Origin of the sequence: Kangiella geojedonensis, from assembly GCF_000981765.1 — a bacterium.
In the GTDB taxonomy this organism is placed as follows: Bacteria; Pseudomonadota; Gammaproteobacteria; order Enterobacterales; family Kangiellaceae; genus Kangiella; species Kangiella geojedonensis.
The window spans coordinates 1,724,826-1,737,535 of sequence record NZ_CP010975.1 but is presented as its reverse complement, the minus strand read 5'-3'; the positions used below and the strand labels follow the sequence as shown (position 1 = coordinate 1,737,535).

Below are 12,710 nucleotides of genomic sequence, written 5' to 3'. Positions count from 1 at the left end.
TTATTCTGACCCCATTTATTCCATTTATTGTGTTCCTTCGAGGCTACGCTTGCTCTGACCCCATTAATTCCTTTATTTTTATTATTTTGAGTCACAAGGAAATGTTCTAATAAATGAGTCTAGCATAATTGTTTCGACAAAAGCTGTGCCATTGTTTGACCTGGTAAACCGCTCATACTCAGCTTCATACATGCTTACGAACAAATCTTGTGTTAATGGTAAAGAGCCGGGTAGACAAAACAACTGATCACGATTAAATTCTCTCAGTCTCGAATTTGTCCAGTAGATGCCCTCACCAACACCGTATAAGTAAGTCTTGTACATACTTATATTTTCCCGTTTCATTTTCTGTAGGTCATTGGAAAGTATGGCCGTATTTGCACTGTTTGTCATAAGCATGCAAAGTATTAAGCTTAAAAAATATTTGTACATTTTAGTCTTTCTCTCTTTTTTCTTTTGCTTCTAAATAGAGTTTGTATGGCTTTGAGTTACGTTTGAAGTACCATTGCATATAAGGAACTTGATCAAAAATATCAAATAATAACTTTGCATAGATATCTGGAACCCAGTTAACAGCTTCGTCTTTTAATTCGACATCAACCCCTAGCTTTCTACATGCAACAATAGGCTTTTCATCTCCAGAGCTTCTATATGAGACTATAAGCCGGTCGTTTGAGTTAAGAAAGTCAACATATACTTTTACTTCACCTGTATCTGATTTTTCTAGCTTTAGTGTTTCTAAGTCGTTAAAAAAGTTGGTTGATGAAATCTCTACATCAAATAGAGGTGAGTTTTTTCCGGGTATGATTGTTACTTCAACTTGCTCAAGGTGCTCAGTGCCTGAATTTTGTATAGCAACCTCTCCATGAAATAGCTCTGAAACAATTTTACCTTTATACTTAATTTCAATATCTGACTTTGCCATATCTTCCACATCTAAAAGTCTCGATGAGGATGAGCGGAAAATTGTAATTTTTGATATGTCTTTATTCTTTTTCGTTACTATGGCAGTTCCTATGACGCCTATAAAAGCTCCAACGACTACAAAGATTCCATTAACTATTTCGGGGCTCATATCTATCCTTCTATTATCATATTGTTAATAGTGCTTATTTTAGTTCTTCCAGTAATTTAGGTAATACTACCAAAGCCTTGTTAACAGGTGAAATCTTTCTCTAACGTGGATAACCGTGTATTAACCACATTACTAATTGTACTCGCACGACTTCTCTTTATAATGTTTGCAACTTTTATCAATCCATAATTCCATGCTGTTTTTCGAGAACATGGCGCTTCGCCGTGGCAAAAAAGTTTTATTTGAAGACGCGAGTTTTATCATCAATCCGAGAGATAAGGTTGGTGTAACTGGGGCTAATGGCACTGGTAAGTCGTCGTTGTTCGCATTGATCCGTGGGGAACTGGAGGAGGATTCGGGCAATTTCTCGATGGCGGGGAATGTGACGATTTCGAGCGTGCGTCAGGAGACGCCTGCGGTGGAAACGTCGGCGCTGGAGTATGTGATTGAGGGTGATGTTGAACTTGTTGAGATTGAGTCGGCTTTGGCGAAGGCGGAAGCTGAGGAAGACGGCAACGCGATTGGTAAGCTTCACCAGCAGCTAGACACGATTCAGGGTTATGCAGCACGAGCGCGAGCTGGGGCATTGATGCATGGCTTGGGCTTTAACGCCGATCAGGAGCAGCTGCCAGTTTCGAGCTTTTCGGGCGGTTGGCGCATGCGCTTGAACTTGGCGCAGGCGTTAATGTGTCGTTCGGATTTGTTATTGCTCGATGAGCCGACAAACCACTTGGATTTCGAGGCGGTGGTGTGGCTAGAGAAATGGCTGGAGTCTTATCAAGGCGCGGTATTGTTGATTTCGCACGATAGGGATTTTCTCGACCGCGTGATTGATCGTGTGGCACATATCGAGCAACAGCACATCAAGCTATACAGCGGTAATTATTCGAGTTTTGAGCTTCAGCGTGCGGAGCAGTTGGCGCAGCAGCAAGCGAATTACGAGCGTCAGCAAAAAGAAATTGCGCACATGCAATCCTACGTCGATCGCTTTAAGGCAAAGGCGAGCAAGGCTAAGCAGGCGCAAAGTCGCGTTAAAGCCTTGGAGCGTATGGAGAAGATTTCCGCCGCGCACGTCGACTCGCCGTTTAACTTTAGTTTTCCAGAGCTTGGCCACGTGCCGAGTCCTTTGTTACAGCTTAAAGGAGCAAATGCTGGCTACGAGACAGAAGAAGGCCAAGTAACGATTCTCAATAAAGTGGGCTTTACCTTACTACCGAACGACCGAATTGGTCTTTTGGGAAAAAACGGCGCGGGTAAATCGACTTTAATTAAGGTGTTGGCGGGCGAACTAGCGATTCAGGCGGGCGAGCGTGTTGAGGCAAAGCATTTAAACATTGGTTATTTCGCGCAGCATCAGCTCGAACAACTACATCCGCAAATGTCGCCGATCCAGCACCTGCAGCGTGAATATCCAGACGCCACTGAGCAAGAGTTACGAAATTTCTTAGGTGGCTTTGACTTTAATGGCGACAAAGCGCTGGAGCCTGTGGCGCCGTTTTCCGGCGGCGAGAAGGCGCGTTTGGTCTTAGCTCTGTTAGTGTATTCCAAGCCGAATGTACTGTTACTGGATGAGCCGACCAACCACTTAGACTTGGAAATGCGCCATGCCATGAACGTGGCGTTGCAGGGTTTTGAAGGCGCGGTGGTGTTGGTGTCGCACGATAAGCACATGCTACGTATCGTGACCGATGATTTGTATTTAGTGGCTGATGGAGGCGTTAAACCGTTCCAAGGTGATTTGGACGATTATGCCAAGTGGGCGCTAGAACAATCGACCATGGAAAGACGTTTGAATAAAGAAAAAGCTGATGATGCACCGTCTGATGCGCAGCCTGACATGTCTGGTAAAGAAATTTCGCGCAAAGAGCAGCGTCGAATTGATGCCGAGAAGCGCAAAGCTTTACAGCCTTTGAAAAACAAGCTGCGAAAAGTTGAGCAGGAAATGGATAAGGTGCAAAAGCGCAAGGAAGAGCTTGATGAGCTGATGGCTGAGCCATCCCTATACGACGATGCTAACAAAGGCAAGTTGGCGGAACTCAGCGGCGAGTATGGCGAAGTTAACCAACGCCTCGAAACGCTGGAAGAAGATTGGCTGATGTTGAACGAAGAGCTGGAAGGGGCATAATACCTCTTTAGGTCATTCAGGTTCTTTATTTGCAGATATTGAGCTACCTTTAGCAAGATTCCAAATCTAGTTTGGAATGACACAATCTGAATGACCTAGTAAATGTTCACCTAAGCCCTTAAATAACAAGAAAAAGGCGGATTCTGGCCAAATGTGGAAAAGGCTTGGTTTTGGTTCCATCCAAGCCTGAGCCTTGGTAGACTTAACCGCATTAAAGCCTTTGGTGCTGCGAGCACAAAACATCCATGATTGAACATGACAGAATAATAAATCCGACCGAAACCACTGACGAAGAGCAGTTTGACCGCGCTATTCGCCCGACGACCTTGCAGGATTATGTCGGGCAGGAAAAAGTCCGTGAGCAGATGGAGATTTTTCTTAAAGCGGCCCAAATGCGCAAAGAAGCGTTGGACCATGTTCTTATCTTTGGCCCTCCTGGCCTCGGTAAAACCACGCTATCGAACATTATCGCTAATGAGATGAACGTTGGGATTAAGCATACCTCCGGCCCTGTTTTGGAAAAGGCGGGCGATTTGGCTGCGATGTTGACGAATCTAGAGCCGAACGATGTCTTGTTCATTGATGAAATTCACCGTTTGAGCCCACACGTCGAGGAAGTCTTATACCCGGCGATGGAGGATTATCAGCTGGATATCATGATTGGCGAAGGCCCAGCGGCACGTTCCATCAAAGTCGAGTTACCACCCTTTACCTTAGTCGGCGCGACCACTCGTGCTGGTCTATTAACATCACCTCTACGCGATCGCTTTGGTATTGTGCAACGTCTTGAGTTCTACAATATTAAAGATCTGACGGGGATCGTTATGCGTTCGGCCCAGATTCTCGGCTTGCAGATTGAAGAATCTGGTGCGCTTGAGATTGCACGCCGTTCTCGTGGCACGCCACGTATTGCTAACCGGTTATTACGCCGTGTTCGTGATTTTGCAGAAATTAAGTCGGATGGTTTGATCACTGACAAAGTTGCTGACCGCGCTTTGGATATGTTGGATGTGGATGCCAAAGGTTTCGATACCATGGACCGTAAGCTCCTGTTAACTATTATTGAAAAATTTAGCGGTGGCCCCGTGGGCTTAGACACATTAGCGGCGGCGATTGGTGAAGAACGCGATACGATTGATGATGTGTTGGAGCCATTTTTGATCCAGCAGGGCTTTATTCAGCGCACGCCAAGAGGCCGTGTAGCAACCAAGCATGCCTATGAGCACTTTGGAATCATCCCTTCTTCAGGTGACTTGTTTGATAAGTAGACTGTGATAAGTAAATTTTCGTTAAGTAATGGTTTTCGGGATTGCTTTAACACTTTTCCGAGCCTGAAACGTTATAATAATAGGGCTTAAATATAATGGCGCGTGAATTTAATTGGCCGGTTAGGGTCTACTACGAAGATACTGACGTGGCTGGCGTAGTTTATTACGCTAACTATTTAAAGTTTTACGAGCGTGGCCGTACGGAATGGTTACGTTCATTGGGCTGGGAACAGGATGTATTGATTGATAAAGGGCTGGCCTTTGCGGTCGCTCATGTCGATGCAAAATACATTCGCCCAGCTCGTTTTAATGATCAGCTGATTGTTAAGACACGAATTAGCTCGGTACGAAAGGCGAGCGTTATTTTTGAGCAAGAGATTTATCGGGTTGATGAAAACAGCGATGAATCTGATGACAATAAACAACAACTAGTGAATAAGGCAACAATTCGGGTGGCTTGCGTTGATATGGACACCATGACGCCTGCTCCTATGCCACATTATTTACAAGAGGAGATTGCACGTGAGTGGTGCTAATGACATGTCCATTGCTGGTTTGATTTTAGAAGCCAGTATTCCAGTACAGCTAATTATGCTGTTACTTTTGATCATTTCCGTTATGTCTTGGGCGTTGATTTTTCAACGTTCTGGTGTCCTTAATACCGCTTCAAGAAAGAGTAAACAGTTTGAGGACAAATTTTGGTCAGGTATCGATCTGAGCAAACTATCCACCGAACTGTCTCAAAGCGACCAGAAAAAACAAGGCTTAGAGTCTTTGTTCTTAGCCGGTTACAAAGAATTTATGCGCCTTCGCCAGCAGAGTGGCGTCAGCCCTGAAGCGGTGATGGACGGTACGCATCGCGCCATGCGCGTGGCGCACAGTCGTGAAGTGGAAAAGCTTGAGCAAAACCTATCGTTTTTAGCGACAGTTGGTTCGGTAACGCCTTATATCGGTTTATTCGGTACCGTATGGGGCATCATGACCTCGTTTATCGCGCTGGGTAGCGTTAAGCAGGCGACATTAGCCATGGTGGCGCCGGGTATTGCGGAGGCCTTGATTGCGACGGCGATGGGTCTTTTCGCGGCGATTCCTGCGGTGATTGCTTATAACCGTTTTACTAATCGTTTGCAGCGAATTGAAATCCGCTATGAAAACTTCCTAGAAGAATTCTCGGGTATCTTGCACCGTAAGGCACACAGCTAAGGTCGACTATTATGCCGCAACTTGTACGCAGACAGAGACGCCGACTCAACGCAGAAATTAATGTAGTGCCTTACATTGATGTGATGCTAGTGTTGTTGGTGATCTTCATGATTACCGCGCCATTAATTACGGCGGGTATTCAGGTTGATTTGCCGACCGCTGACTCGGAAGTTATTTCTTCAGATGAAGAGACTCCTTTTATTGTTTCCTTTGATAGCGAAGGTCAGTATTACTTATCTATCGGTAGTTCTGCTGAAAGTCGTGCAGAGCCTATGAGTAGAGAAGAGCTCTTAGATAAAGTAGTTAATGGGCTGGAGGATTCGCCAAATGCTCCTATTTATATTAATGGCGATAAATCTGTTTCATACGGTGAGGTTATAGAGTTTATGGATCAACTAAGAAAGATTGCAGGGATAGAAAACGTTGGATTAATGACTGAGCAGTCTAACTAGGTGAATTGAGTTGTCTGATAAGAAAAAAACGTTACCAATTATTCTATCGGTTGTGCTACATCTAGCGCTAATCGCTGCTATTATATGGAAGTTTATCTGGGAGCCTAATATTCCAGAGCATAAATATGTTGATGCGCCGATTCAGGCTCGTATTGCGCAAGCGCCCAAAACGAATCCTCCGCCACCAAGCGCTAATGAAGAAAAAAAGCGCGAAGAGGAACGTTTAAAAAAGCAACAGCAAGAGCGGTTAGAAAAACTTGAGCGCGAAAAGAAAATCGCTGAGCAGAAAGCTCAAGAGAAAGCCGAAGCTGAGAAGCGTGCTAAAGAGCAGGCGGAGTTAGAGCGTAAGAAAAAACTAGCGCTTGAGAAAAAGCTTGAGGAAGAAAAGCGCAAGAAAGAAGAGGCTGAGAAGAAACGTTTAGCGGAAGAAAAGCGTAAGAAAGAAGAAGCCGAGCGTAAGCGCAAAGAAGAAGCTGAGAAAAAGCGTTTGGCGGAAGAAAAGCGCAAGAAAGAAGAGGCTGAAAAGAAGCGTTTAGCCGAAGAAAAGCGTAAGAAAGAAGAAGCCGAACGTAAGAAGCGTGAAGAAGCGGAGCGAAAACGTAAAGAAGAAGAGCAGCGCCTGTTAGAGGAGTTAGCAGCGCAAGAAGGCGAATTCTTTGATGCAATGGAAGGTGATGTTAAGAAAGCTCAGGCTTTGACGGAACTTGAGAAGTTAAAGGCTCAAATTAGAAGTAAGTTAGTCAGGCTATGGAATAAACCTTCAGTGCAAGGTTCGTGTACCATTACGATTAAAACCGCACCAGGTGGTGTAGTCTTAGATACAATTATTGTTGGTGGTGATGATGTTTATTGTCAGACAGGTATCGCGGCAATTAATCGGGCATCGCCATTACCGTACTCAGAGAACCCTGATGTTATTGAGGAACTGAGAACCATTACATTTACTTTTGATCCAAGTTTAAAAGATTAAACAAACCGAGAGTAGAGACTCTATGAAACATATTTGTAAAAAACTAGTGGTATTGTGGTTAGGTGTTATGGCCTATGCGGCGAATGCCGAGGTGCAAATTTACATTACAGAAGGGCGTGATGACGCTCGTCCTGTGGCTGTGGTGCCTTTCAAGTTTGAAAGTGCGTCAGAAGTTAAAGTGGAACCACCACATGACTTTGCACAAATTATTGCTAATGATTTGGAGCGTAGCGGTAAATTTAAGCCGGTTGAAATCGCCGAGTTACCACAGTCGCCAAATCAAATTACCGAAGTCGATATTGATGCTTGGAAAGAGCTCGGCGTTGATGGCGTTGTGTACGGTATCGTTAAAGAGACGGCACCAGGTAAGTATATGGTGTCGTATGACTTGATTGATCCTTATAACGATAAGGCCGTAATGGAATCGAACATCCCATCGGGAAGTTACCCCTTGGTAGACCAGTCATTTCATCTGATGGTCTTGAAAACAAAGTTAGTCAATAGCGATAACTTCCGTTGGGCGGCACACATTGCAGCGGATGAAATCTACGAGGCTTTAACCGGTGAACGCGGTGCTTTTGCCACGCAAATTGCTTATGTGCAAGTCGATCGGTTAGCGGCTAAGCCTTATAACTTAAACGTGGCTGACAGCGATGGTTTTAATCAAACTAACGTTTTCTCGTCGAAAAGACCGATTATGTCACCAACTTGGTCGCCAGATGGTAATAAGTTAGCCTACGTCAGTTTTGAAAACGGTCGTTCGGAGATTTTTATTCAGACTATCGCAACAGGACAGCGAGAGCTGATTGCGAGTTATAAGGGCTTTAACAGTGCTCCAGCATGGTCACCAGACGGCACAAAAATGGCGATGGTACTGTCAAAAGACGGTAATCCAGAGCTTTATGTGATGGATTTGGCGAGCAAAAAGTTAAGCCGTTTAACGCGACATTATGCGATTGACACCGAGCCATCGTGGAATCCGGATGGCAAAAGTTTGATATTCACCTCAGATCGAGGAGGAAAACCGCAAATTTATAGTGTTTCGCTTGCAGGAGGCGATGCAGAAAGGGTAACCTTCGAGGGAAGGTACAATGCTGGTGCGGAATTTGCACCAGACGGAAAGACTATTGTGATGGTTCATCAAAACAATGGTAATTTCCATGTAGCCGCACAAGACATCGACACGGGGAACCTAACTGTCTTAACTAAGACTAGTTTAGATGAGTCGTTGTCAGTTGCTCCAAACAGCAGCATGATTATTTTCTCTACTGTTGACGGGCGACAAAAAGTTTTAAGTGCGGTATCAATGGATGGACGATTTAAAGCAAGACTACCGGCCAACGTTGGTGAAGTTAAAGCACCGGCGTGGTCTCCGTATATTTTGTAATTTGTAATAAGTTAAATAACAATCCTGGAGGATGACAATGAAACGTTCGGTACAATTACTATTGGCTTTGTTTGCAGCATTAGCGTTAGCTGCCTGTAGCACAACTGAGCCGGCAGACGATACTACTGATACAACCGTTCAACAAGACGATGGTTCAGATGCTGAAGCTGAAGCGTTAGCACGTCAACGTGCTGCTGAAGAAGCTGAAAGACAACGTATCGCGGCATTGTTGGAAAACACAACAATCTACTTCGATTTCGACAGCGACGCTATTCGTAGCGGCGATATGGAGTTATTAGAAGTTCATGCTAAGCACATTCAAGCGACTGGCAAGAAAGTAATCCTTGAAGGTCACGCGGACGAGCGTGGTACTCCTGAGTACAACTTGGCTCTAGGCGAGCGTCGTGCGAAGTCAGTGGCTCAGTTAATGAGAACTTATGGTGTTTCTGGTAGTCAAATCGAAGTAATCAGCTTTGGTGAAGAGTCTCCAGCTAACCCTGGTCACACTGAACAAGCTTGGCAAGAAAACCGTCGTGTGGAAATTAAATATCAATAATGACTTATCGTTACACTAAGATAATCGCATTATCATTGCTCACAGCATCTGCTGTGGGCAATACTGCCGCTCCAGTGGTTGATGGAAAAGCAGTCGAAGCGATTCAACAATATCAAGAAAATGACCAAAATCAATTAGTCGGCGAGCTTATGCGTCAGGTCATGCAGCTTCAGCAGGAAGTGAGTTACTTACGCGGCAAGTCTGAAGAGCAGGGTTATCAAATCCAAAAGCTGCAACGTCAGCAAAAAGAATTATATGCTGATCTTGACCGTCGCTTAACCGAAGCGAGTCAGGGTGGGCTTTCAGGCGCTGAACTGTCTGGTACTGAAGGTGGTGAGTCTACCGGTGGCGCTGACGCCAGTGACCAAAACCTTAGTGATGCACAACAAGCTTACAACAAAGCGTTTTCTCAGTTCAGTAACAAAGAATATGCCTTTGCTAAAAGCTCGTTTAAGAGCTTTGTTAAAGATTACCCTAAGCATCCTTTAGCAGCTAACGCGCATTATATTCTTGGACAGTTACACTCTAATGATAAAGAATATCAACAAGCAGCGTTCGAGTTTGAAGCGGTGTATAGTCAATTCCCGGAGACGGAAATTAAAGACAAGGCGATGCTGAAACTTGCTCAAACCCATGAGTTAAGTGGTAATAAAGCAGAAGCCAAGAAAACATATCAAGCACTGGTCAAAGCGTTTCCGAATACCACTGCTGGCAAGCTAGCTAAGGTTAAACTGGGTTCTTTATAGAGCTCTAATTAACCATGATAACGATTGAAAAGCTGTCTATTTAGGCAGCTTTTTTGTTACAATCCGCACAATTTCTAGTCTATTCCCTGTATTTAGGTTCATTTTGAGCAAATTAAGAATCACTGAGATTTTCCACTCTTTACAAGGCGAAAGTTTAACGGTTGGCCTGCCAACAGTTTTCGTACGCCTTACAGGCTGTCCGCTTCGTTGTACTTATTGCGATACGGACTATGCGTTTGGTGGTGGCGAATGGATGACCTATGAAGAAATTTTAGCCGATATCGAGCAGTATAATTGCCAACACATCTGCATGACAGGCGGCGAGCCGTTAGCACAGAAACGTGCTTATGAGTTTTACCAACTGTTGTGTGAAAAAGGTTATAAAGTCTCGACCGAAACGGGTGGGGCCCACGATATCTCGGTGCTTGATAAACGTGTGATGGTGGTGATGGACCTCAAAACACCTGACTCAGGTGAGATGTCACGCAATCTCTATGAAAACATCGAGCACCTGAAACCGACTGATCAGGTGAAGTTTGTTATTTGCAGCCGGAAAGACTACGACTGGTGCAAAATGACGGTTGATAAGTACAATCTAACCGATAAGTGTGAGGTGCTGTTTTCACCGAGTTATGGGCAGGTTGAGTACGCGGATTTAGCCGAGTGGATTTTGAAGGATAGGTTGAAGGTTAGGATGCAGGTGCAGTTGCATAAAATTATCTGGGGTGAGAAACAAGGCGTCTGATTGGAATTGTTAAAATACTCATCTGCTTTGTTATTCTAATCAATTCGAAATACTTACTTACCTAAGTAAACTCCGTGTTTGAATTGATTGAATGCCGCGCAGGCTGAGCATTTTTCCTGCTTCCAATAATCTAATAAAATTTCGGTTTTATTTGGGTCAAAAAGAATTTTATCAGCTTTAGATAGTCTGAGAGGTTGTCATCCCGCTACTTGATAGCGGGGCCAGTGTCTTATAGATAGAGTTGTTATTTCTTAACAAGTTAATTGAGTTAGGTAGCGAATAACATGACAAAAAGAGCAGTAATATTACTTTCTGGTGGATTAGACTCAACAACTGCTTTGGCTATTGCCAAAGAGCGAGGTTTCGAGTGCTACACCATGAGCTTTAATTACGGTCAGCGTACAGTAGCCGAGTTAAAAGCTGCTGCCAAAGTGTCAGCTCAATTTGGTGCGACAAAGCATATTGAAGTTAATTTGGATATGTCGGAAATTGGTGGTTCAGCTTTGACCGACCACTCGATTGATGTGCCAACTGGTGAAGCAATTGCAGCAGAAGAGGCGATACCAGTGACTTACGTACCCGCCAGAAACACCGTCTTTTTATCGATTGCTTTAGGTTGGGCTGAAGTTCTGCAAGCCCACCACATTTTTGTTGGTGTCAATGCTGTGGATTATTCAGGTTATCCTGATTGCCGGCCTGAGTTTATTGAGGCCTTCGAAAACATGGCTAACTTAGCGACTAAAGCGGGCGTTGAAGGGCAGAAGGTGCATATAGATGCGCCGCTGATTGATATGACAAAAGCACAAATTATTGCTAAAGGAATTGAGCTAGGCGTTGATTACGCTAAAACAGTATCTTGCTATGACGCGGATAATGATGGGAAAGCTTGTGGTGAGTGTGATTCTTGTGTCTTGCGTCGACAAGGTTTTAAAAGCCAAGGTTTCTCAGATCCAACTATCTACCAGTAAACCATTCCCCTACTGATTTTAAGCGGTCATTAAAGTGTCATGTCCGTTAGACCCTTAGCAGTCGTTACTAAGTTATTGTAATATCTAGGATTTATTCGCAGATAAACAAATCTGTCATAAACGTCAAGATTTGTTCACTGGAAAACACTGGCTCCTTGTAAATAATTGGCCTCGCTATGAGCAACTACACAATTATTTTAAGGAGATATTATGAACGTTTACCAAAAAATCACTCTGGGGTTGGCCACTATGCTATCAGGGGCTGTATCGGCAGATAACTTTGTCATGACCTCACCAACCGATTACCGTAGCTATAAAAGCTCACAGGGCGAAGTAATTAGTGTCGGGTTGATGGAGACCATGGGGGCGAACTGGAAGCAGTACTCGAGTTATTTTGGGCAGGAAAACCAATGGTTATGGGTTTCACATGATGGTAACCGAGTTTATTGGCTGAATGAGTCACAGCAACTGGACTTGTTGTTTGATGGTGATGACCCAGTGGGTACTGAGTATCAAGTTAGAATCGACGGCTGCACCGATAGGGCGGTGTTAGCTGGCAAGGAAGCAAACCTGTCATCCTCAGCGGGTGACTTTAATGATCTGGTCAAACTGGATTTCACAGGTTACTGTTTTGATGCAGGACTAAAGAGCGCATGGTTTGCTCCAGGCATTGGATTGGTTAAGTGGGCTCAAGACTCGGTGCTAGGGGTGGTTGAATTTGAGTTAGAGCATGCTAAGGTGGACCGCATGACATTACCGAATCAAAACGGCATTGAACTTTCCGCACAGTTTCCTGCAGAAACAGTGATGCTGAATCAACAAAAAAACGTAGAAACTTCTATCACCTTAATTAATCATTCCGATCAGACTCTGACTCTGGACTTCACATCGGGTCAAACCTTTGAAATCTATTTATACGATGATCAGGGTGAGTTAGTAAGCCTATGGTCATCAGATATGATGTTCACCCAGGCATTGCATTCTATGGATATAAAGCCAGGAGCAGCAGAACGATTTGGCGGTGAGTTGGAGCTAAAAGACCTTGATGGACAACCTTTAGATATCGGTTCTTACAAGATTAAAATTGAGATAAAAGGGAACCTTTCTCCAGAGGCTAGTAGCTTTAGCCACATACCGCTTAGCTCAGAGTCAGTACTGCATTTAGATAATATGATGACTCATTACTAATTTGCGGGCGGGGAGCATTGCCCAAAT

At 44.2% G+C, this 12,710-nt stretch carries 13 protein-coding genes; 12 read left to right on the top strand and 1 reads right to left on the bottom strand.

The window, feature by feature from the left end:
* Positions 1-433: 433 nt before the first annotated feature.
* Entirely contained in the window at positions 434-1,075 is a 642-nt protein-coding gene (locus TQ33_RS07785; protein WP_046561552.1) for a hypothetical protein, read from the bottom strand.
* Between the two features lie 193 nt (positions 1,076-1,268).
* Between TQ33_RS07785 and TQ33_RS07780 the strand changes: the two genes are divergently transcribed.
* The 12 genes from TQ33_RS07780 to TQ33_RS07725 all read left to right on the top strand — a co-directional run bounded on the left by TQ33_RS07780 (position 1,269) and on the right by TQ33_RS07725 (position 12,683).
* Positions 1,269-3,200 carry an ATP-binding cassette domain-containing protein gene (locus TQ33_RS07780; RefSeq protein ID WP_046561551.1) on the top strand — a complete coding sequence of 644 codons (1,932 nt, stop codon included), beginning with the start codon at positions 1,269-1,271 and terminating at the stop codon, positions 3,198-3,200.
* 245 nt (positions 3,201-3,445) lie between these two features.
* Positions 3,446-4,468: a Holliday junction branch migration DNA helicase RuvB gene (ruvB, locus tag TQ33_RS07775; RefSeq protein WP_046561550.1), complete on the top strand. Its 1,023-nt coding sequence runs from the start codon at positions 3,446-3,448 to the stop codon at positions 4,466-4,468.
* Positions 4,469-4,560: 92 nt separating this feature from the next.
* Positions 4,561-5,004: a tol-pal system-associated acyl-CoA thioesterase gene (ybgC, locus tag TQ33_RS07770; RefSeq protein WP_144405965.1), complete on the top strand. Its 444-nt coding sequence runs from the start codon at positions 4,561-4,563 to the stop codon at positions 5,002-5,004.
* A 4-nt stretch (positions 5,005-5,008) separates the two neighbouring features.
* Positions 5,009-5,671: a protein TolQ gene (gene tolQ / locus TQ33_RS07765; protein WP_046562386.1), complete on the top strand. Its 663-nt coding sequence runs from the start codon at positions 5,009-5,011 to the stop codon at positions 5,669-5,671.
* Positions 5,672-5,682: 11 nt separating this feature from the next.
* Positions 5,683-6,123, top strand: a complete 441-nt coding sequence (gene tolR / locus TQ33_RS07760; RefSeq protein WP_046561548.1) for a protein TolR — start codon at positions 5,683-5,685, stop codon at positions 6,121-6,123.
* 10 nt (positions 6,124-6,133) lie between these two features.
* The gene (tolA, locus tag TQ33_RS07755; protein WP_046561547.1) at positions 6,134-7,093 is read left to right on the top strand and encodes a cell envelope integrity protein TolA; all 960 of its coding nucleotides are present in this window, start codon (positions 6,134-6,136) and stop codon (positions 7,091-7,093) included.
* Between the two features lie 22 nt (positions 7,094-7,115).
* Positions 7,116-8,480 (top strand): Tol-Pal system beta propeller repeat protein TolB, encoded by a 1,365-nt coding sequence (gene tolB, locus TQ33_RS07750; RefSeq protein WP_046561546.1) that lies wholly within the window; start codon positions 7,116-7,118, stop codon positions 8,478-8,480.
* A gap of 37 nt (positions 8,481-8,517) precedes the next feature.
* Entirely contained in the window at positions 8,518-9,036 is a 519-nt protein-coding gene (gene pal, locus TQ33_RS07745; protein WP_046561545.1) for a peptidoglycan-associated lipoprotein Pal, read from the top strand.
* Positions 9,036-9,782 (top strand): tol-pal system protein YbgF, encoded by a 747-nt coding sequence (gene ybgF, locus TQ33_RS07740; RefSeq protein ID WP_046561544.1) that lies wholly within the window; start codon positions 9,036-9,038, stop codon positions 9,780-9,782. The genes pal and ybgF overlap by 1 nt, the downstream gene beginning before the upstream one ends.
* A gap of 103 nt (positions 9,783-9,885) precedes the next feature.
* Positions 9,886-10,527 carry a 7-carboxy-7-deazaguanine synthase QueE gene (gene queE, locus TQ33_RS07735; RefSeq protein WP_046561543.1) on the top strand — a complete coding sequence of 214 codons (642 nt, stop codon included), beginning with the start codon at positions 9,886-9,888 and terminating at the stop codon, positions 10,525-10,527.
* Positions 10,528-10,811: 284 nt separating this feature from the next.
* Positions 10,812-11,495 (top strand): 7-cyano-7-deazaguanine synthase QueC, encoded by a 684-nt coding sequence (queC, locus tag TQ33_RS07730; protein WP_046561542.1) that lies wholly within the window; start codon positions 10,812-10,814, stop codon positions 11,493-11,495.
* 210 nt (positions 11,496-11,705) lie between these two features.
* Complete coding sequence (locus tag TQ33_RS07725) at positions 11,706-12,683, top strand: BsuPI-related putative proteinase inhibitor (RefSeq protein WP_046561541.1); 978 nt, start codon at positions 11,706-11,708, stop codon at positions 12,681-12,683.
* Positions 12,684-12,710: the final 27 nt, after the last annotated feature.